Below are 21,967 nucleotides of genomic sequence, written 5' to 3' on the forward strand. Positions count from 1 at the left end.
TTTATTTCTTTAGATGAGATGAACTTTAAGCAGACTGTTGCTGAATCAGTTGTTTGACCAGACTTGCGACTTGCTCAGGCTGCTCCAATGGGAACATATGCCCACCATCTACCACTGTAAATGGAATGCCAAATTTCTTTTGCACTTGCTGCGGAAATCTGCGCGCCAAAAATGGACCTTTCTTGGCAACCACCAGATGCACTGGTACTTTTGGTTTAGCCTGAGGTAACCACCATAGCGATGGATTAGTTCTAAAGATATTTACTTCATCCATTTTAGGAATGGTGAGTTCAACTCCACCTCGAACCGGATCATCCTTTAAGGCATAGTCAATATAAGCCTGGAAGCAATCTGCATCAAAATCCTGATAAAAGCCTTTTGGACGTAACAGTTCAGCTGCCTGTTCCCGAGACTCCCAATGATCACGACGGCGTTTCGACAAACCTGCAGGTGACATCTGGTCCAGTGCTTTTAAGCGGAAAGTTTTTGCAATATGCAACGCCAAGGCTTCTTTACCCATGATCATCGGTGGATCAAGCATAATCATTTGCGAAAAAAGTTCCGGACGCTGTAAGGAGGCCTGAAAACTCAGGACTGAACCTAATGAATGCCCCAAACCAATCACTGGACGTCCATGAGACTGACGTACAATACTGTCAATCACCTGCTGAGTCAGACTTTTCCAGTGATTATCAATCGGATAACGCTTATCAGGCCCTAATGGCGGCACATAGATAATATCGTAATCATCTTGCAGTCCTTCAAACAGCTTTTGATAGACTTTAGATGGCACACCATTGGCGTGCGCAAAATGAATCAATGGTTTCATTGTAATGTCGTTTTATTTTCTGACTGAAGTTTCTGTGACACTGAAGTTGCAATTCCTTCACCAATCGATGAGCCCATACGACCCAGTACTGACTCAAATGGGCTATATTCAATGGTGTAGTTAAGTGCTTTTTCAGTTTTTAGTTCGCGCTTCAAAGTATTTAAACTGCCAATACGGTCTGCAATACCCAATTTTACCGCCTGTTCACCAGTCCAGAACAGACCTGAGAAAATAGCAGGATCAGTCGATTTTAATTTCGCTCCACGCCCCTGCTTTACAGCATTAATAAAGTGACCATGCACATTATCCAGTACGCCTTGTACATGCGCTTTTTGCGCAGGATCAACCGGCTGTGTCATTGACAGTAAAGCTTTATTTTCACCTGAAGTCATGGTGCGGTCTTCAACTCCAAGTTTTTGCAGCAGGTTATTCACACCATAGTTCGGCATGATCACACCAATTGAACCGACCAGACTCGATGGATTGACAATGATTTCATCTGCAGCAGATGCAATATAGTAAGCACCAGAAGCTCCGGTATCACCAATTACGGCATAGAGTTTTTTCTCAGGATACTGTTTTTTCAGATACTGGATTTCCTGCCAGATTTCATCTGACTGGACTGGTGAACCACCCGGTGAATTAATATTTAGAACAACAGCCTTACTCTGCTTGTTTTCAAAGGCTTTTTTGAGTGATTTGATGGTATTGCTACTGTTTACGCTTTGCTTGTCTGCGGCAATCGTACCAATAATATCAACCACAGCAATGTGTGCACCTGCGCCTGCACTCGGATCAGAAGCACTCATGCTACAGCCTTTACCCAGCGCAAGAATGACAACCAGCAGATAAGCAAAGGTTAAAAATTTAAAGAAGATCCCCCAGCGACGTGCCCGTCGTTGCTCTTCTACTGAAGCTAAAACTGCTTTTTCCAGCAGTTTCCATTCGGGGCCAGTCGGTTGAACTGGTTGTTGCGTATTTTGTATTTGATTTTCAGGTTTTGGTGGCCAATCGGACATAAATAATCCAATAAATTAATTTATATTGAACCCATTATATACACCGAAAAGGGTAATTCTGTCTAAAGAAACCGTTTTCGCCTATAATAAATGCTATTCTTTTTTATTTTATCAATATTACAACTCAATGACTGAACGCAGCTCAAAGAATTCAGCTTACGGTTTACTCAAATATATTAGCCGCCAACCGCTTTCAGTTTCCCGATGGATTGCGCGGATTCTTGCCTTAATCGTTAATATTTTTAAGGTTTCTAAAACTTCTGATGTAATTCGCCTGAACCTTGAGATCAGTTTGTCTGAACTGTCGAACCAGGAAAGAGAACGGATTACCCGTGCTGCGATTCGCAATGAACTGATGTCTTATTTTGAATTTTTTAGTATTTGGGGTTCGAGTAATCAGAAAAATATTGAGAGAGTGCATAAAGTTATAGGCGAAGATTTACTGCATGATGCCTTGGCACAAAATAAAGGTCTGGTATTGATTGTGCCGCACTTTGGCACTTGGGAAATCATGAATGCCTATATTGCACAATTCACTTCAATGACCATCATGTATAAGCCTGTAAAAAATCAGGCAGCGGATCAGTTTGTACGTGCAGCTCGTAGCCGCGAACAGGCCAATCTGGTGCCGACAGATGAGTCTGGTGTACGACAGATTTTCAAGGCATTGAAGCAAGGTGGCACTACTGTCATTCTGCCGGATCATACACCCAACGTTGGCGGTGAATATATTCCTTACTTTGGTGTTCCTCTAGCTACCAGTAATCTGAGCGCCAAGCTAATCCAGAAAACTAAAGCTCGTGCCCTGTTCCTTTATGCCCTGCGTAATGAGGATGCTGGCTTTGATATTCATATCGAAGCCATAGATGAAGAAATTTATCAGGGAGATGCTAATCAGGGTACAGGCATCATCATCAACACGATTGAAAACCTGATTCAGCGTCATCCTGAACATTACCACTGGAGCTATAAACGCTTTAGAGCTCACGAAGATCTGGGAAATATTTATAAGCTTGATCATGACCAAGCTTTGTCCAAAGTGAACCAGTTAAGAACTTCTAATCCGGCTCCTGTTAAACTATCTGTAGAATCAGTCAGTTAGATTTTGTTTTTGTAACCATTTCCAGCGACTTCTTTCAGTTTCTAGAATGATTTGAGTTCCTTGCTGAGAGAAATGCAAACTACCATGCTCGGCTGTAGTCAATAAAGGAATATCCAATTCTTTGAGACGCTGTTGAGTCAACTGACTTGGATGACCATAACGGTTAAATCTTCCTGCAGACGCAATCGCCAGTTTAGGACGATAATGCTGCAAGAATTGATAAGCTGAACTGTGCTGACTGCCATGATGGCCTAATACCAAAACATCCACTTTTAAATCTGGATAGTCTTTGAGTAACTGATATTCAGTCTGCCAACCTGCATCTCCCATTAGCAGAAAACTTTGATAAGGCCAGGCATTTTTGAGCTGCAAATAGACCACACAAGACAGGTCATTTTTATTGAAATTAGCGGTATTTAATTGTTCTAGTTTTGGTGCAATGACCCTAATCTGCAGATCATTCTGCCATTGCCACTGCTGTCCCTGATAACATAATTGAAAGTTTGAAGCGGTTGCAGTGTCGGTCACTTCATTGGCATAGATATTCTGAATCTTGAGCTGGTCTTTAATGCTGTGATAAGCACCACTATGGTCCTGATCCAGATGCGTTAAAATTAGTTGATCCAGTTGAGAAACACCCTGTACCGACAGAAATGGCATGATTACCTGCTTTCCAATACTAAATTTTTCCTCATCATAATAACCGCCCATATCGATCATCATGTTATGGATTTCATGACGAAGGAATATCGCCTGTCCTTGACCGACGTCCAGCACTGAAAGCTGAAATGGTGGATGATAGAATTGAGGAATACAAATTGGTACCGCCGCGACAGCTATCCAGGATTTTGGTAATACTCCACGTGGTAAGCATAAAATCAGCAAAGACAGGATGCATAGACCAATCATCCAGAGATTCATCGCAACTGGTATTAACTGCGGTTTAAACCAGTGATCCAGCAGGTTTAAGAATCCCAACAGGATATTCAGCAACAGATCATTAAGCTGAAATAGCATGCTTGACACCGGTTCAGCGATAAAAAATATCATCGCTGCCAGAATATCGATCGGTACAATCAGCAGACCGATCCAAGGGATTGCGACCAGATTGCTGAACGGCGTGATCCAAGCAATCTGCTTAAAAAACAGCATCATTAAAGGAAATAAAGCGAGAAAGATTTTCCACTGTGATTCCACCAGCACTTTAGCTGCAAAATACAGTTTTTGTATTGCTGTCTGATTTTGCTCGGATGGTCGCTGTTGAATGGTCTGATAAATTCTGAGCAATACAAAACAGGCCCCATAGGACAGCCAGAAAGCCGCGGACAAGATACTAAAGGGATCAATGAATAACAGTAAGGCAGCGCTCAGAATCAGAAGTTTTAAAGCCTGCAGATTTTGTCGGAGCAGCATGAGAAGAACGCCAATCATACAGATCAGCAGAGTGCGGATTGCCGGGATTTCAAAACCCACAAAGGCACAGTACAGCACCACACAAAACAGAAACGGCAAAGCCAGAAAATACTGGCGTGGCCATCTTAGATAAAGCTGAGGCATACTTCGAGCAATGAATAATCGAAGTACGGAGCAGACCATCAGGGCAAAGATCAGCACATGTGGGCCAGAAATCGCGAGCAAGTGACTCATCCCCATACGTCGAAATTGCTGCTCAGTTGCAGGATTTAAAAGGCTTTCATCTCCGGTGAGCAAAGCCAGAAGCAGACCTTTATTTTGTACAGGTTGCTTTGCTATGAACTCTCTTAATTGCAGCCGTTTTTGTTCTACCCAAAGTAGAAATTGCTGAGTTAAAGCTCTTTGCTCTCGAATATACTGACTATGCCCCAGTGTAGAAACAGTAGCTGAATCAAGTTGCTCTATCTGCTTGATCCGGAAACCGGCCATCACATTCTGTTGCAGTGCCCATTTTTCAGCATCAAAAGCACCGGGCGTTGCATAACTGTGATTAGGACGTACCTGACCTTGCAGCCGGTAATACTGACCCAGTTCAAGCGTATTTAAATTTTCATGATTCGCTGATAGTTGTGAAGTATTCGGAGGTTTTACAGATAGAAAACCCATCCAGGTTACCGTGCGTCCATCATGGTTTAATACTTCCAAAGGCTGCTGTATAGATTGATCACCGAGTTTATTCAAGCGTTTGACATAAACGATAATGTCTTTTTGCTGTACTTCATGCTCGACATTTAATAGCCGTTGGCTGAGCTGTTGATTGGCATAACCATGTCCCAGAAATATCCCGATTAGAATCCAAGTGCCAACCAGCACTCCTTTATGTAAGGAATTTTTTAGAAGCGCATTAAACTTAGAACTACAGAAATAACAGAGCACAGCAAGAAATATCACTGAGATTGAATTCAACTCAATACTCAGAAAAGATTTTCCCATACAAGCCAGGCCTAAAATCCAGCCCAGACACAGCCATTGCAACATGAAAATTTTCTTTTTTATTATTATGTACAGGCAATAATAAAGCCCACCGAGGTGAGCTTCAATTAAAGAGGATTATTCCTGCAATTAGTCATTCATCCATAGACCATCACGCATATGTAGAATCCGGTCTGCCGAATGTGCCAATTGTTCATCATGGGTCACAATTAACATGGCCATATTGAATTCGCTACGTAATTCCGTCAGCAACTCAAAGATTTTATCGGCTGTTTTACGGTCCAAGTTACCTGTTGGCTCATCTGCCATCATTAACTTCGGCTTGGTGACTACAGCACGTGCAAGCGCTACACGCTGACGCTCACCACCGGAGAGTTCACCGGGTTGATGGGTTAAACGATGGGTTAACCCAACACGTTCCAGCAAGTATTCTGCCTGCTGTTTCGCTTCTTTAAACTTGACGTTTTTACGCAGCATCAATGGCATCGCGACATTTTCTAGCGCAGTAAACTCTGGCAATAAATGGTGGAATTGATATACAAAGCCCAAATTTTCATTACGGACATAGCCACGGTCTGCTTCAGATAAATTGTCAAAACGGCGACCATTGACCATCACCTGTCCGGCAGAAGGACGATCCAATCCTCCGAGAATATGCAATAAGGTACTTTTACCGGAACCACTTGAACCGACAATAGAAACAAATTCCCCGGCCTTTACCTGTAATGAAATCCCTTTGATCACATCAACCGTAGATTTTCCATCTGTAAAAGATTTCTCGATATTTTGGGCATCTAGAACCAGATTACTCATAACGCAATGCCTCCGCCGGTTGAATTTTAGCAGCACGGAATGCTGGATAAATAGTGGCTAAGAAACTTAAAGCAAGTGACAGACCTACAATCACGACCACATCCTGCCAGCGCAGATAAGAAGGTAGGTAGTTGATGAAGTAAGCATCAAACATATTCAGGCCAAGTGAATTGTTTAACCAGCCAATAAAACTACTGATGCTAGTGGCGGCAATAATCCCGAGGATGGCGCCCGCACAGGTACCGATCACGCCAATCACAGTACCTTGAACCATAAAGATTCGGGTAATCGTGGCAGGTGAAGCACCCAAAGTACGTAAAATTGCGATATCCGATTTTTTATCTGTGACCACCATCACCAGTGAAGACACGATATTAAATGCTGCGACCAGAACAATCAGGAATAATAATAAGCTCACCATCGCTTTTTCCATCTGGATTGCACTGAACAAATTACCGTGAGTATAAGTCCAGTCAGAGGCATAGAAGTTACCCGGTAAATCACGCACAATTTCCTGAGAAACCTGAGGAGCAGCAAAAATGTCATCCAGCTTCATACGTACGCCTTGTGCACCATCTGGCAGACGTAACAAGGTTGAAGCATCATTCAGAGCAATATAGCCCATCATCGAATCAACTTCTGCACCAATGCTGAAGATCCCGACCACTTTAAAGCGTTTAAAACGGGGTACGACACCCGCTGGTGAAGGCGTCGCTTCAGGCAGAACCAAGGTAATGTTATCATTCAAGCCTACGCCCATGGCATCTGCCATTTGCTTGCCTAAAACAATCCCAAATTCACCTTTTTTCAGGTTATCAATACTACCCTCGACCATATGGTTCTGGATGATCGAAACTTTCTTCTCATACTTTGGTTCAATCCCGCTGACCATAATTCCGGCAACTTGCCCTTGAGCCGTGAGCATCCCTTGTAACTGGGTAAACGGAGCCACACCTTGAACGTGTTCATGCCGCTCAATCTGCTTTGCAAGTTCAGGCCAATTTGTTAGAATTTGCGTCGAAGAAACAGTGGCTTGAGGAACCATCCCCAAGACGCGATTTTTCAACTCTCGGTCAAAACCATTCATGACAGACAAAACTGTAATGAGGACTGCTACACCGAGCGTGAGACCGATCATTGAGACCAATGCGATAAAAGAAATGAAGTGGTTACTACGCCGTGCGCGAGTATATTTCAACCCTATATACAGCGAGATTGGTTTGAACATAACCATCTAGTCCGAGGTAATAAATTATGGAAAATGTACAGCATCCAAACGGATCCACTGAAAGACGAGTCATGTCTCGAATCGATGCTGCTTTACGAATCAATTATCAGATTATTTCCGATGATGTTGCCTTGAATGACCCTTACGATGCTAATTTCGTATTGCCCCGCTATTTTCTACTACTTGCAGAGCTAGATCAATTTGATCATGCAGTTAACTACGAATTAGAACAATTATCTGAAAAAGATCAACAAATTGCTCGAATCTTATCCTTATTCAACCAAAAATTAAACCTTATTACCGGTTCTTTGTATGACGCAATTGTACAAAGCATGTTACCTGTACCGGAACATGTGAATTTTTCAGAGACTGGTTTTAGCTTCTTGAGTGATCAGCCGATTAGTGAAGGAACCTATCTGCATGTGACTTTAAGTCACCCAGAAAACTTCTTCCACATCGCTGCAACCGCTCAGGTGGCCTACAGTCGTGCAGAAGAAAACGGAAAATATCGTACGGGCGCTTATTTTATTACCCTGCACCCTCAGGATCGCGTCAAACTGGGCGAATGTGTGAAAGCCAGCTTTGCTTAAGACTGGCATCTATCTTTTTATTAAAGGCGGGCTTTATAGCTCGCCTTAATTTCTTTAGCGAAATATACCACTAAGCCGAACAATAAAATTACTACACCCACCAAAGCAATAAGCGGCAATTTTTCATTATTCAATAATACGCCTACCAGCAAGGCCAGCATCGGTGTCAGAACTGTAGTTAAAGATAAGGTGGTTGGCTTAATTTTCTGTACCAGTTTGAAATAACAGAACATCGCAATCAGCGAAGCCATAATTACCGCATACACCAGACCAAATAAGGACTTGGCATGTGGCATAGCAGTGGGTGCGTATTGCCAGATAAATGGCAACATACCGATAGAGAAAACGACTGACAAACCAATCGAACCGGCCGCCTGTGCCATAGGATCAATAGGTGCATTGATTTTCTTCACCCAGAACATGGATACGCAATAAACTAACACCCCAACCAGAGCGATCACGATTCCAATTGGCTGTATATGCTGATCTGCATCGCCTAGACAGATCACCGAAAGTCCAGTTAAAGCGATTCCCATCCCCAGCCATTGATTCAGCGAAAGCTGCATCTGAAAAACAAAACGCCCAATCAGGCCTGAAATGAGGGGTGCCAAGCCGAACATTAAGGCAATGATGCCAGAACTTAAATAATCCGTAGACCAGTAAGTAAAAATTTGCGAGCCGATAAAACTGCATGCACCCGCCAAGTAACTATGTAGGGAAACACGATCAAGCGGTAATCTGGTTTTAAATAACCACAGCAATACTAAGGCTAAAGGAAGTGCTAGAAAAAACCGGATCGCCAATGCCCACATCGGATGCAAATCTTCCACACTCCAGACAATCGCCAGTGGTGTGGTGGACCAGATGAAAACCAGCAAGGCATAGGTCAACATCAGGTTACTTTTTGGGGGCATACTTGATCTCGTTCTTTATTTAATCGCAGTTTTACGTTTCTGTTTTTGAATGGTTTGATCTAGAGAGCTGGAAAACTCACGCTTATCACGTTCAGAAATCGGCGGTGGACCCCCGGTTTGTACACCAGCACCACGCAAGGTATCCATAAAATCACGTAAATGCAGACGTGCTTTGACATTGGCCACTGTATAGATTTCACCACGCGGGTGAATCGCTATACCGCCTTTCTCGATGACTTGAGCAGCCAAAGGAATATCCTGCGTCACCACAATGTCATGCTCTTTCATACGATCGATAATTTCCTGATCTGCCGCATCTGCCCCGCTCATGACCTGAATAGAATTGATGCGAATCGACGGGGTAATTCCTACCGGTTGATTGGCCACAAAAGTGACTTCAAGCTGATAACGATCGGAGGCACGAATAATCACATCTTTCAGAATACGAGGTAATGCATCTGCATCGACCCAAAGTTTGAATGGCAACACACAGCTTTCCATAAGGGAGAAATTTGGACTAGTGTAGCAAATCAGAGGATGCAGGTTGATGCTTAAAACTGCTCTTTCTCTGAATATCCTGGTATTTAAATACTCAACTCAGCCGTATTAAATGAGTCAGCTATCCACAATCTAAAAAAATTTGACTTCACATGATTTGCATTTTAATTTTTAAATTCATTCGAGTGACTTGAAAAATCGCAATGACCCTCGATTAACTATAAATAAGTCATCCAAGATCAATTGTGCATATGAAAAAACAGAATAGCCCAGAGATCATCACTATTGATGATCAGAATTTCGGTAGTCATGTCGAACATTGGACCTTACTTACTGAAAACCCAGGCACAGATGTTCCCCAATGGTTAGGCAAAGCCCTTGATGCACCTGTAATGCCGATGGGCTTGTGTACACAAGAATGCGATATGGATGAAACCACCTGGCTGATTCAGGGACCGAGCAAAGCTGCGGTACAATTAAGCCAAGTGATTGCCGTAGAAAATAACAAGCCACAGGCTGTGAAAACCGCATTTCCAGGCTTTGACAGTCCTTACCAGGTAAAAGCCACGATTGACCGGATTATTTCTTGTAAATCCGATACCCAAGCTGTGTTGCGTCTCAATCTGGGTGCCAACAATATCATCTATGCCTTTGATACGCTGTACAGCGTCAACCGGTCGCATTATGAAAAAGACCAGTCTTATATCGTCAACTTAAATGCCTGGGCTTATGAACTGGAAGTGGTGACTGATCATGAACATTTAGTCGTGGATGATCCTGCCTCTATCAAACATCACCGTGCCCTGAATGCAATTCTTGCGGAAAATAATGGTGTTGCACCAGATAACTTACAGGAACAGATCGATGCCTGGGAGCCGAAATCTGAAGAAGACAAAGAACCGGTAACGGTCGATTTCTCCAAAATGGTCGCTTATCTGTATGGTGAGACCATGGGTCAGGAAGATGAAGCCTGGTTTCAGGGCAATATTGTCGGTAAAACTTCAATGCAGTTTATGGATCAAGACTACACGCTGTATGATGTCACCCTGATTCATGATGAAGGCCAGCCGGCTACCTTGATCCGTGTAGCCACCCGCAATGACAAGCATAAAGATTTCCAGATTGGTCAATATATTCGGGGCAATCTGTGGATTCAGGCCAATATCTATCGAAAAGCAGCTTAAGCTGAATATCCAGATCGGAGGCTCATATTTTTATATGAGCCTCCTGTTTTTTATTTATTTTACTGCGATATTCTCTCAATTCTGATTATTTTTTATCCATAATTAAAATCAGAATTAATGGATTTCGAATTCATTAAAAATAGATTTATCCACAGATTTAAATTCAAACAAATTCATTTTCAATGTTATCTTAAACTGAATAATCATATTAAAAACATCATAAAAATAATGACTTAATATAATAGTCCTATTTTTCTGAATATATTGAGGCCAGTTATTTAAATAAAATTAATACTTTATGAAGTTTAGTTAAGAATGTACTTTATTTAATCAATTTTTTATGGTAAAAATACGATCAACAAATAATCATTTACGATAAATAGATCGGATAATAAATATCTATGAAAATCGTTCAAGAAGAAAATTTACAGCAGGTTGAGCATCATCTTGGCTCGCGTTATCAGCTTGATATGATGTCATGCCTATTTTTCGTATTGGGTATGCTCATTTGCGGCTATATCTTACATAACTTTGTTTTTTAACCCGAATTAAATGATAAAAAAACCCGGCCAATTGCCGGGTTTTTTAATTCTCAAGGATTAAGCATTGCGTTTAGCAAAGTCATCCATGAAGTTTACCAATGCCTGTACACCTTCTAACGGTACGGCATTGTAAATGCTGGCACGCATACCACCTACTGAACGGTGGCCGGCAAGGTTAAGTAAATGGTTTTCTTTTGCTTCTTGCAGGAACTGTTTTTCAAGTTCAGGATTTGCCAGAGTAAATGGAACATTCATGATTGAACGGTTTTCTTTGGCAATCGGATTTGCATAGAAGTCGCTAGAATCGATATAGCCATAGAGCAATTCAGCTTTTTGCAGGTTCACTTTGTGAATCGCTTCTACACCGCCCTGTTCCAGTAACCATTCGAATACCAAACCAGATAAATACCACGCGTAAGTTGATGGTGTGTTGACCATCGAACCGTTTTTCGCTTGATCTGCATATTTCAGGATGCTTGGAATTTCAGGTTTTGCCTGATCAAGCAGATCTTCACGGATAATAACCAGTGTCAAACCTGCAGGGCCAATATTCTTTTGTGCACCGGCATAGATCAGACCGAATTTAGAAACATCAATCGGTGCAGACAAAATGCTTGAAGAGAAATCACATACGAGTGGCTTATCAGTTTCTGGCACATGGGCAAATTGCAGACCGCCAATGGTTTCATTATCTGCATAATGCACATAAGCGGCATCATCAGAAAGATTCCAGGTGCTTTGATCAGCAATCGCCAATTTACCATCTTCAGTTTTAATGCCTGCTTCAACCACATTGATGTCGCCATAGCGTTTAGCTTCTTTCAATGCTTTTTCAGACCAGATACCGGTACGGATATAGTCAGCTTTGTTGTTTTTACCCAGCAGGTTCAATGGAATTGCCGAGAATTGCAAAGATGCGCCACCCTGCAAGAACAGTACTTTATAGTTCTCAGGAATATTCATGAGCTTGCGAAGGTCTGCTTCTGCCTTTTCCGCAACTGCAACATAGTCTGCACTACGGTGGCTCATTTCCATGATCGAAAGACCTTTGCCCTGCCAGTCAAGCATTTCAGCTTGAGCCTTTTTAAGTACGGCAGTAGGTAATGCAGCAGGACCAGCACAGAAGTTGTACGCGCGCATGATTTTTCCTTTCAGAGTGAAACACAATAAAATGATGGCATTTAACCATATCTGGACGCCGCTTGCACAAAATTATTTCTATCCAAGAATGAAGATAGAGTCAAAAAACCAATCTAGATTCGGAGGATAATTTGAATACCTTTGATTTTTTACCCTAACCTTGTGATTTCATTTATGAGAAATTGCGTAGGTAAAAATATTCAGTCTCATTCAATGCTTAGAACTATCAACTTGAAACTGGAGAAGTAAATCGCTTCGAATTACAACAATACTACAACTTAACCCATCCCTGCACTGCAAGCACTTGATTTATAATGCAGCTTAGACTGAATTAATGTGACTTTTACATTACCACTTTATGAATATGAAGAAAAATAAACAATGTGTCTGCTGGGGTCTGACTGTGCTTGCATCCATGATGTATGGCAGTTTTGCTTATGCACAAAGCATCAGCTTTCAGGATGCAGAACAACAATTGTTGCAACGTTCCTATAGTAGCCAGGCTTTTCAAAGTCTGGAGCAAGCGTCAAAACTTGAAGCAGAAGCGGTTAAAGGTATTGGCCTACCTCGTGTTGACCTGAATGTTCGTGCCTATGCCTTTCATAGTGAAGTCGATATTCCATTAAAGCAGTTTAAAAATAATCTGGAAAATTCACTCTCTCAAGGTGTAAATGGCCGGCTTAATGAGTGGGAAGCCAGTAATGGTGTGGATCTAACCGCAGGTATTACCGATCCACTGCGGGAGGGACTCAACAATACTATTCATAGCGGAGTAGGTCTGATTCCGGATACGTCTAATGTCGTCCTTGAAGATCAGGTAATTCGTCCCACTGTTTCCGTGATGATGCCACTATATACCGGAGGCCTCACCCGTAGTGCCAAAGAAATTGCCAATATTCAGTCAGGACGTAGTAAACTTAGCAATCAGCAGCAACAGGACACGCAGCGTTTTGAACTGATTCAGTCCTACTTCAATGTTCAACTACAAAAACAGTTACTGGATTCGGCACTTTTTAATTCAAATGCCATGCAACAACATTATCGTAATGCCCTAAAACTGGAACAGCAGGGTTTTATTAGCAAAGGCCAGCGCATGCAGTTTGAAGTAGCACGCAATAATGCTGAACGCGCACAACAAAATGCCCAAGCCAATCTGAATGCTGCCCTATTTCAGCTAAATAACCTGTTGCTGGATAGCAATATCACCGAGCTAAGCACACCTTTGTTTGTGAATCGTGCTGAACCACAAAATGTGAATATTCTGCTCAGCAGTTTTAGCCAGAACTCCCCACTGATCAAAAAAATGCAGATGGATACCGAGCTGGCCAAAGCCAATGTCAAAGCCCAGCAAGCCGCTAAAAGGCCAAATGTTTTTGCGTTTGGTGAATATAGTCTGGATCAACATCAAAACTGGATTGTAGGGGTTGCAGCACGTTATAACCTGTTCTCAGGTATTGATAAAAACAAGAATATTCAGGCTGCTGAACTCAAACGCTCTGCCACAGAACTGCTCACTGCACGCACCCAGCAGGAAATTGAAAATCTGATTTATAAATCATTTAGTGAAGCAGTCAGCGCCCAGCAAAGTGATGCTCTACTTCAGCAGAATCTGAAAGCAGCTCAGGAAAATCTGCGTATTCAGGAATTATCCTTTAAGGAAGATGTCGGGACAGCCACTCAGGTCATCGATGCCCAAAACATGCTCAGCAGTTTAAAGGCAGAAATGGCATTAAACGCTTATAAATATGTAGTATCTCTCGCGACCTTATTACAGAGCCATGGCTCAATTGTTGAATTTCCAAACTATATGCAACACGCCAACACCCACTATATTCGTTAATGGAGCCAGACATGACAGATGAGCAAAAGCCAGAACATCCTGTTGATGAACCGGCTTCAGAAATCAATTACAGTGAATCAGAGCCAGATAATCCTGCAAGCACAGAAAAAAAATCGCGCAAAAAATATCTGCTTTTAGCTTTAATTCCAGTGATTCTTGCTTTGATTGGGTTTGGCCTATGGAAAACCTATCAACCCAAAGAAATCGAGCTACAAGGCCGGGTTGAGGCAGAGACGGTTCAAGTGGCCACTAAAGTTCCAAGCCGGATTGAAAAGATTTATGTGCAGGAAGGCGATGACGTCAAGAAAGGCCAGGCGCTGGTGAAATTGCATAGTCCTGAAATTGAGGCGAAAAAGCAGCAGGCTTTAGCTACTTTACAGTCTGCATTAGCACTTCAGTCCACCGCAGAACGTGGTTCTCAGGAAGAAAATATCGCTTCTCTGTATGCCAACTGGCAGTCACTAAAAGCACAGGAGCAACTCGCTAAGACTTCCTATCAACGTGGAGCCAATCTATTTAAGGAAGGCGTTATTTCCCGCCAGCGCCGAGATGAACTGTTTGCAGCTTCACAATCTGCGTCGCAAATGACAGAAGCTGCGTATCAACAATATGCCCGGGCTAAACGCGGCAGTACACCAGAACAGAAAAGTTCTGCAGATGCTCAGGTCGATATAGCCCGTGCAGCAGTCGCTGAAGCCAATGCACTAGAAGCAGAAACTGAATTATTGGCACCGATTGATGGTACCGTCTCCAAAACCTATGGCAATGCCACTGAACTGGTGGCAACCGCAGTGCCAGTGGTCAGCCTGATCTCGGCAGAACGCTGGATTAGCCTGAATATTCGTGAAGACCAATATGCCGCTTTAGGTAAACAGCAACAGCTTGAAGGTTTTATTCCAGCACTGAATCAATCAGCCACTTTTAAAGTAAAAAATATTAGTGCTGAAGGTGAATTTGCCACCATTAAAACCACGCGCCAAACCGGCGGTTATGATGTCCGCAGTTTTAAATTTCATCTTGTGCCAGTCACTGAAATGCCTGAGTTAAAAGTCGGCATGAGCGTGCTGTTTAAATTGAAAGAGCCAAAATAAATGGCTTCTGGATTCTGGGCGGGTATTCAGCGTGAAATACGCTATTTATGCAGAGAGAAATGGGATCTGGCTCTAGTCCTGCTCGCCCCTGCCTGTATTCTGATTTTACTTAGTAGCATGTTTGCCAAAGGCAAACCGGATCATCTACCAATCGCCATTATTGATCAGGATCAAAGTAGCCTGAGCAGCAAGATTTATGATCATTTATCTTTGAATCATACCCTACACGTGCATACCGTTTCTGATCAAACGGTCGAAATCGAAAAATTATTAAACGAAAATAAAATCTGGGGCTATATTCATATTCCTACCGGAGCCGAGCAACGACTGGTCAAAGCTCAGGATGCTGAAATTAGTATTGCTTTTAATCAGAGTTATTTTAGTATCGGTAATACCATTTCTTCGGCTATGCTACTTAGCACCTTGCAGGCTCTGGCTGAGTTTACCGGTAAGCAGTATCTAGGCAACACGCTCCCCTATCTGGATGCACCTACACCGAATATTAAAATTTCCCCATTGTATAACCCACAGCTGAATTATGAATTTTATCTGGAGCCTTATATGGTGCCGGCAATTTTGCACTTGCTGTTATGTTGCTGTGTGGCTTTTGCTGTGGGTCAGGAAATTAAACGGCATACTGTTAGTCATTGGATTGCCCAACAAAACTTGTGGTCGGCACTGCTGTCTAAAAATCTGGTTTATGTAGCAATCTTTTGTTTATGGACCTGGGCTTGGATGTTTTGGCTGGTCGAAATTCGCGGCTGGTTTATTGCCGGGTCATTATGGCTAATTCTTCTGGCTCAAATACTGTTCTATAGTGCCTATGCCTTTATCAGTAGTGCTGTGGTTCTGGCTACTCAGGACCTAACCAAATCTTTTGGTCTACTAGCAGTTTATGGTGGTTCATCGCTCAGTTTTGCTGGGGTAACTTTACCTCTTAATAATGCTCCACTATTCACCCAGTTCTGGTCCAATATTATTCCTTATACACCCTATGCCAAATTACAGGCGGAGCAGTGGGTGATTGGCAGTCCGCTCTATCTTTCACTGCAACCGATATTCGTACTCATCATTTATGTCTTGCTTTATGCTGTACTGGCCTATGTCTTTCTCAAAAAAACAGCCAAAGGAGTGTCAGCATGAAATCACTTTGGAAAGCTTATTGCCAAACTTTCAAAGACATTATTAGCAATACCAGTATTTTTACCACGCTGATTTTATCAGTTCTGTTTTACAGCTTTTTCTATCCGACCGCATATAAGGCAGAACAGGCAGAAGCCTTGCCGATTATTATTGTTGACGAAGAGCAAAGTGCTTTAACCAATACCATTATCAGTCATGTCAGCCAAAGCCCTAATGTACAAATCAAGGCGGTGACTGGAAATTTTGCTGAAGCTAAACACTGGATGGAAACTCAAAAAGCCGATGGGATTTTATTATTACCAGATAATCTTTCACAATCTATCCGGCACGGTGAAAATGGCGGGATTGGGCTGTATTTAAGTGCTGCTAACTTTTTAATTACCAAACAGATTGGTTTGGGCTTGGTCTCTTCAGTAGAAAATACCTTAAGCGAATATGCGGAACGCTTTAGCGAGATTTCACACTTCTCTCCTGCACTCTCCATTCACCAGATTCCATTATTTAATACACTCTCTGGCTATGGTAGCTATGTGTTTCCCGCTGTTGCACCGTTGATCATTCATCAGACGATCTTTCTTGGCCTCAGTATGCTGATTGCGCTGTATCGGGAAAGTAGACAGAGGATTAATTTAACCACCTTATTCGGAATCAGTTTGGCGATTCTGACCATTGGATGTTTGGGCTGTTATTACCTGTTTGGTTTTACTTTCTGGTATTTTGATTATCCCCGTGGCGGAAATTTTTGGGGCATGCTGCTCGCTGTACCCATCTTTGTATTCTGCATGATTGGGATTACTACCTTGTTTGCCAGCTTTCTGGACATGCCAGAACGCGCCGGTCATATCATTGTTTTTACTTCGATTCCGCTCTTTATGCTTTCAGGAGTCGCCTGGCCGCATGCTGCCATGCCAGTCTGGGTCCAACTCATTGGGCAAGCCTTACCTTCGACCCAAATCGTGCAGATGTTTATTCAACTCAATCAGATGGGGGTGCCTACTTATATGGTTCTAGGAAAGCTTGCTTATCTATTGGTGATCGGCATCATCTGTATGAGCTTAGGCTATTATCGGCTACGCCCACGTTCTTAAATCCGGATTTACTCAGGCTATTCGCATTGAAAATTATTCACCAAATACCTGAATATTAAAGTTGCGGATTTTAGTACTGCCATTCGGCTGGTCAAAACTCACATCATACTGAACCAGGTTTTTTGGATAGGCAATTTCATAGCTGACCTTGTATTCACTCGGTTTGCCGTTATTTTCCTCGAAGCTCTTTCTCATGATAGTCTTGGACTTATATTCACCTTGCGGAATTGATCGTGAAAAACGCTTCATGATTTTTTCATTGTTTTGAAACTCTGCCTGCAACTTCGGCTCAAGCTGAGCTAAAAACTCGTCATATTTTCCATCACGCAAATCTTCATAAGCTACTTGCGCAGCCTTTTCCTGCCCAGGGCTCGGATCGGGCATACTGTCCATTGCATTATTACAGCCGCTAAGTGCAATAGCTGCGGTCAAAAGCATCAATCTGGTCTTCATTATTTATCTCTCATTTAGTCGATGTGTAAAAAAGGACGCCGAAGCGCCCTTTTTCATCAGTAGCAGAACTTATTCCTCTACTGTATTGTCATCATCTTTTTCAGCTTCTTGTGCATCAGTTACATCATCAGCTGCAGATTCAGTATTTTCCAATATTTCCAACTCATCTTCAACTGCTTCAATCGCTTCTACACCGACCAGTTTTTCATCTTCAGCCAGACGGATCAGACGAACACCTTGTGCATTACGACCAGTCTGTGCCACTTCAGAAGCACGGGTACGAACCAGTGTGCCACCATCAGAAATTAGCATCAGTTCTTTAGATGCGTCAATCGCAACTGCACCGACCAGTTCGCCATTACGCTCTGAGGTCTTGATAGCAATCACACCCTTACCGCCACGTTTCTTGGTTGGGAAGTCATCCACTGGGGTACGTTTACCATAACCATTTGCAGAAGCACACAGCACTTCACCGGTTTCAGGTACAACCACTAGAGATACGATACGACTAATGAAGTTAGCTTCAGTTGCATCTTCATCATCAGATTCAACATCTACATCTTCGACATCTTCAACTTGAGAAGCACCGATGGTCACGCGCATACCGCGTACACCTTTGGCTGAACGACCCATTGAACGTACGTCAGTCTCTGCGAAACGAATTGCTTTACCTTCGTTCGAGAACAACATGATTTGTTGTTCACCATCAGTAATCGCAACACCAATTAAGGTGTCATCGCCATTCAGTTCAATCGCACGTAAACCGTTTGAACGAACATTCGAGAATTGTTCCAGTTCTACACGTTTAATCGTGCCGTACTCAGTCGCCATAAACACATAGAAGTTCTTACGAACAGCTTCAGCCTGCTGAGCAAAGTCATTGATGATGTCATCATCAAGATCAGTGGTTGAAAGCGCTAAGCCCAATTCTTTCAACTGAACACGCAGTGCATCAGAAATATCATCTGCACCATCTTCAGATTCAGCAAGTGCAGATTCTAATGCAGCAAAGTGACTGTTAATCACTTCATTGGTTTGAAGCTGAGCAGCATTGGTCTTCACGAATGCTTTGAAGTCAGCCAGACGTTCTTTGAATTTCTTCGGTGCATCAATTACTGGCAAGATAGCAGTAATGGTTTCATTGTCATCCAATGGCAACAAGTTCACCATTGGGCGACCTTTAGCACCACGCGAAGCTTGTGGCACTTCATAAACTTTCAGACGATAAACCTTACCGACATTGGTGAAGCAAAGCACAGTGGCATGATTCGACGTCACCACCATATGCTGAATGTAATCATCTTCTTTCATGCTGGTTGCAGACTTACCACGACCACCACGACGCTGAGCAGCATAGTCAGATAATGGTTGAGTTTTCGCATAGCCTGTTTTTGAAACCGTAAGAACCATTTGCTCTTCAGGAATCAGATCTTCACGAGAGAAGTCGATACGAGACTCAACGATATCTGTTTTACGTGCATCGCCATATTGCTGAAGAATCAATGCTAGCTCTTCTTTAATGACGTTCATCAATAAGTTGAAGTCATTTAAAATGGCTGTGTATTCAGCAATTTGACCCAAGATTTCAGAGTATTCAGCTTGCAGTTTATCCTGCTCAAGACCGGTCAAGCGGTGCAAACGCAGTTCCATGATCGCGTTAACTTGAGTCGGAGATAAACGATACACATCGCCATCAATACCAAATGGACGCTCTGGATCTTCACCTTCAATTTCGTCCGGACGTACAGAAACAGCACCTGCTTTTTCGAGCAAGGCTGCCACACCGCCTGCTGCCCACTCACCTGCCTGTAAACGCTCACGCGCTTCAGCCGGGTTGGCAGAAGTTTTGATGGTTTCGATGATGGCATCAATATTTGCCAGAGCAACGGTTAAACCTTCTAAAATATGACCACGTTCACGTGCTTTGCGCAGTTCGTACATGGTACGACGTGTCACGACTTCTTGACGATGACGGATGAATGCCGCAATGATGTCTTTCAGGTTCATCAACTTCGGCTGGCCGTTGTCCAGACACACCATATTGATGCTGAAAGAATTTTCTAACTGTGTATTCTGGAACAGGTTATTGACGATGACTTCAGCATTTTCACCACGCTTCAGGTCAATCGCAATACGCATCCCTTCCTTGTCCGATTCATCACGGAGTTCAGAAATACCTTCAAGTTTTTTCTCTTTGACCAGCTCGGCAATACGTTCAATCGTTTTCGCTTTGTTAACCTGATAAGGAATTTCCGTGAAGACAATCGTAGTACGGCCAGATTTAGCATCTTCTTCAAAGTGATATTTACCACGAATATGTAAACGGCCTTTACCGGTGCGATAGGCATCCACGATGCCTGACTTACCGTAAATAATGCCACCTGTCGGGAAATCTGGACCGGAAATATATTCCATCAATCCTTCGATGCTGATATTCGGATTATCTGCATAAGCCAGACATGCATTCACTACTTCAGTCATGTTGTGTGGCGCCATATTGGTCGCCATACCGACTGCAATACCAGCCGCACCATTCACCAACAGGTTTGGAATACGGGTTGGCATGACTTGCGGAATACGCTCAGAACCGTCGTAGTTATCTTCCCAGTCAACTGTATCTTTTTCCAGATCAGCCAATAATTCATGGGTCAGCTTACGCATACGAACTTCGGTATAACGCATTGCCGCAGCGCTATCGCCATCGATCGAACCAAAGTTCCCTTGACCATCAACCAATTGGTAGCGCAGACTAAAGTCCTGAGCCATACGGACAATGGTTTCATAAACAGCAGAATCACCATGTGGGTGATATTTACCGATGACATCACCTACAACACGGGCAGACTTCTTGTAAGCTTTGTTGTAGTCATTGCCCAATTCGTGCATTGCGAAAAGCACACGACGATGAACAGGTTTTAGACCATCTCGTACATCCGGCAAGGCACGTGAAACAATCACGCTCATTGCATAGTCTAAATACGAGTGCTTGAGTTCATCCTCAATGGCAATCGGTCTAATTTCCGATACGCTCATGCATACTCCTTATTCTACAAGCCAAATTTGGCTTGCATTTATATGTCGTAAATCCAGCTATAAATCGGCTCAAAAAAAGCTGAACCAATATTAAAATTTAGTCGTACAGTATAGCATAATCTAGGTTAAATTTACCTGTTTCAGCCCCAACTATCCACAGGATTTTTAGTAGAAATTTTAATCACTTCACAATATTTTGATATTAAAAAACCTCTGCTTGCAGAGGTTCATTTTTTTCTTTAAAAAAGCAAGTTACTTAAATATGAAGTTTAGAATCTATATCGGACAAATCATCTTCAGCTATGACCTGACTAGTTGATTTTGTCACAGTACAATCTTGCTTCATTAATGGATAAGCGACCAGGAATAAGCCGATAATAAGCGGAAATTCGTATAGTTCTTCCATCAAATCTTTATAGATAAAATCTGTAAAAATAAAATGAATAAAAAACCGATTATGTTCAATGCCATCAGACATCAGCAAGCCAATGAAAGCTAATATGAGTGCCCAAATTGGAAGTGATACATGCTTAAACTTATAAGCAATTTCTTGACGCAAAGGTGCTAAAAACAGCATAAACACCACGGGTGCAATCACAAGAACCGAAATACCACGGAAATAGATTTTTGGCACTTCCGGGAAATAGTCACGTCCCCAGCTGGTACTTCTACCAAACAGCATAATCCACCATGCAACTGACCAGAGCCAAAATTGTTTTTGACCTTTACTTAATTCAAATGGACGGATATAGAAAAAACTAAATACGGCAAAACCAAACAACATTAATGCTTGAATTGACTCAACTGCTGTAACCGTCATACCTCCTAACAAAGGAAGGTGCAGACTCGGGAGAAAAGGGAAAATCAAACAGCAGATCATCATTACCAAAATACTGACTGGTAACTGAAAATCAAATTTCACGAACACTCCGCCAAATGGCAAGCTTAATAAAAGCTTAATATTAACACAAAATATACAATAGCCAAAATTTCGAGTCAGAAATGGACGACTTGTTAGTTAGATTAATTATTTAGATTAAAAAAAAGAAAAACG

General features: G+C 42.4%; 18 protein-coding genes. 7 read left to right on the forward strand and 11 right to left on the reverse strand.

Going from position 1 to position 21,967, the window contains the following annotated elements; all coding sequences use genetic code 11:
* Nucleotides 1-25: 25 nt before the first annotated feature.
* Together FOC32_RS15195 and sppA are read right to left on the reverse strand one after the other, a co-directional pair.
* Nucleotides 26-829, reverse strand: coding sequence for an alpha/beta fold hydrolase (locus FOC32_RS15195; protein WP_005236704.1), 804 nt, complete (start codon nucleotides 827-829; stop codon nucleotides 26-28).
* Nucleotides 826-1,848, reverse strand: coding sequence for a signal peptide peptidase SppA (sppA, locus tag FOC32_RS15200; RefSeq protein ID WP_005236706.1), 1,023 nt, complete (start codon nucleotides 1,846-1,848; stop codon nucleotides 826-828). Before sppA ends, FOC32_RS15195 begins: the two co-directional genes overlap by 4 nt.
* A gap of 127 nt (nucleotides 1,849-1,975) precedes the next feature.
* Between sppA and FOC32_RS15205 the strand changes: the two genes are divergently transcribed.
* Entirely contained in the window at nucleotides 1,976-2,950 is a 975-nt protein-coding gene (locus tag FOC32_RS15205) for a lysophospholipid acyltransferase family protein (RefSeq protein ID WP_175967949.1), read from the forward strand.
* On the opposite strand, the gene FOC32_RS15210 is transcribed toward FOC32_RS15205, so the two are convergent.
* The 3 genes from FOC32_RS15210 to FOC32_RS15220 all read right to left on the reverse strand — a co-directional run bounded on the left by FOC32_RS15210 (nucleotide 2,939) and on the right by FOC32_RS15220 (nucleotide 7,397).
* A complete protein-coding gene (locus tag FOC32_RS15210) occupies nucleotides 2,939-5,401 on the reverse strand; it encodes a DNA internalization-related competence protein ComEC/Rec2 (protein WP_175967951.1) in 2,463 nt (820 codons plus the stop codon). The genes FOC32_RS15205 and FOC32_RS15210 overlap by 12 nt on opposite strands.
* An 84-nt stretch (nucleotides 5,402-5,485) precedes the next feature.
* Nucleotides 5,486-6,169, reverse strand: a complete 684-nt coding sequence (gene lolD, locus FOC32_RS15215; protein WP_034170942.1) for a lipoprotein-releasing ABC transporter ATP-binding protein LolD — start codon at nucleotides 6,167-6,169, stop codon at nucleotides 5,486-5,488.
* Nucleotides 6,162-7,397, reverse strand: a complete 1,236-nt coding sequence (locus FOC32_RS15220; RefSeq protein ID WP_034170943.1) for a lipoprotein-releasing ABC transporter permease subunit — start codon at nucleotides 7,395-7,397, stop codon at nucleotides 6,162-6,164. The genes lolD and FOC32_RS15220 overlap by 8 nt, the downstream gene beginning before the upstream one ends.
* A gap of 26 nt (nucleotides 7,398-7,423) precedes the next feature.
* On the opposite strand from FOC32_RS15220, the gene FOC32_RS15225 reads away from it, so the two are divergent.
* Nucleotides 7,424-7,987: a PilZ domain-containing protein gene (locus FOC32_RS15225; RefSeq protein WP_175967953.1), complete on the forward strand. Its 564-nt coding sequence runs from the start codon at nucleotides 7,424-7,426 to the stop codon at nucleotides 7,985-7,987.
* A 20-nt stretch (nucleotides 7,988-8,007) separates the two neighbouring features.
* On the opposite strand, the gene FOC32_RS15230 is transcribed toward FOC32_RS15225, so the two are convergent.
* Both FOC32_RS15230 and FOC32_RS15235 read right to left on the reverse strand, forming a co-directional pair.
* Entirely contained in the window at nucleotides 8,008-8,901 is an 894-nt protein-coding gene (locus tag FOC32_RS15230; RefSeq protein ID WP_004784646.1) for a DMT family transporter, read from the reverse strand.
* Nucleotides 8,902-8,916: 15 nt separating this feature from the next.
* Complete coding sequence (locus FOC32_RS15235) at nucleotides 8,917-9,402, reverse strand: YaiI/YqxD family protein (RefSeq protein ID WP_005236716.1); 486 nt, start codon at nucleotides 9,400-9,402, stop codon at nucleotides 8,917-8,919.
* A 248-nt stretch (nucleotides 9,403-9,650) separates the two neighbouring features.
* On the opposite strand from FOC32_RS15235, the gene FOC32_RS15240 reads away from it, so the two are divergent.
* Nucleotides 9,651-10,583, forward strand: coding sequence for a hypothetical protein (locus FOC32_RS15240; RefSeq protein WP_004784650.1), 933 nt, complete (start codon nucleotides 9,651-9,653; stop codon nucleotides 10,581-10,583).
* Between the two features lie 599 nt (nucleotides 10,584-11,182).
* Here the strand turns inward: FOC32_RS15240 and serC are convergent.
* Nucleotides 11,183-12,265 (reverse strand): 3-phosphoserine/phosphohydroxythreonine transaminase, encoded by a 1,083-nt coding sequence (serC, locus tag FOC32_RS15245; RefSeq protein WP_175967955.1) that lies wholly within the window; start codon nucleotides 12,263-12,265, stop codon nucleotides 11,183-11,185.
* A gap of 358 nt (nucleotides 12,266-12,623) precedes the next feature.
* On the opposite strand from serC, the gene FOC32_RS15250 reads away from it, so the two are divergent.
* Genes FOC32_RS15250 through FOC32_RS15265 form a run of 4 tightly spaced genes read left to right on the forward strand, consistent with a single transcriptional unit; the run spans nucleotide 12,624 to nucleotide 17,427 of the window.
* Complete coding sequence (locus tag FOC32_RS15250; protein WP_175967957.1) at nucleotides 12,624-14,105, forward strand: TolC family protein; 1,482 nt, start codon at nucleotides 12,624-12,626, stop codon at nucleotides 14,103-14,105.
* Between the two features lie 11 nt (nucleotides 14,106-14,116).
* Complete coding sequence (locus FOC32_RS15255) at nucleotides 14,117-15,196, forward strand: HlyD family secretion protein (RefSeq protein WP_004784656.1); 1,080 nt, start codon at nucleotides 14,117-14,119, stop codon at nucleotides 15,194-15,196.
* Nucleotides 15,197-16,339, forward strand: coding sequence for an ABC transporter permease (locus tag FOC32_RS15260; RefSeq protein WP_175967959.1), 1,143 nt, complete (start codon nucleotides 15,197-15,199; stop codon nucleotides 16,337-16,339).
* Nucleotides 16,336-17,427 (forward strand): ABC transporter permease, encoded by a 1,092-nt coding sequence (locus FOC32_RS15265; RefSeq protein ID WP_004784662.1) that lies wholly within the window; start codon nucleotides 16,336-16,338, stop codon nucleotides 17,425-17,427. The genes FOC32_RS15260 and FOC32_RS15265 overlap by 4 nt, the downstream gene beginning before the upstream one ends.
* A 33-nt stretch (nucleotides 17,428-17,460) precedes the next feature.
* Here FOC32_RS15265 and FOC32_RS15270 read toward each other — a convergent pair whose 3' ends face one another.
* The 3 genes from FOC32_RS15270 to FOC32_RS15280 all read right to left on the reverse strand — a co-directional run bounded on the left by FOC32_RS15270 (nucleotide 17,461) and on the right by FOC32_RS15280 (nucleotide 21,835).
* Nucleotides 17,461-17,880, reverse strand: coding sequence for a hypothetical protein (locus FOC32_RS15270; RefSeq protein WP_004784665.1), 420 nt, complete (start codon nucleotides 17,878-17,880; stop codon nucleotides 17,461-17,463).
* 69 nt (nucleotides 17,881-17,949) lie between these two features.
* Complete coding sequence (gyrA, locus tag FOC32_RS15275) at nucleotides 17,950-20,913, reverse strand: DNA gyrase subunit A (RefSeq protein WP_004784667.1); 2,964 nt, start codon at nucleotides 20,911-20,913, stop codon at nucleotides 17,950-17,952.
* A gap of 256 nt (nucleotides 20,914-21,169) precedes the next feature.
* A complete protein-coding gene (locus FOC32_RS15280; RefSeq protein WP_004784669.1) occupies nucleotides 21,170-21,835 on the reverse strand; it encodes a hypothetical protein in 666 nt (221 codons plus the stop codon).
* Between the last annotated feature and the right edge of the window lie 132 nt (nucleotides 21,836-21,967).

The organism is Acinetobacter sp. FDAARGOS_724 (genome assembly GCF_013364475.1).
Lineage (GTDB): Bacteria > Pseudomonadota > Gammaproteobacteria > Pseudomonadales > Moraxellaceae > Acinetobacter > Acinetobacter variabilis.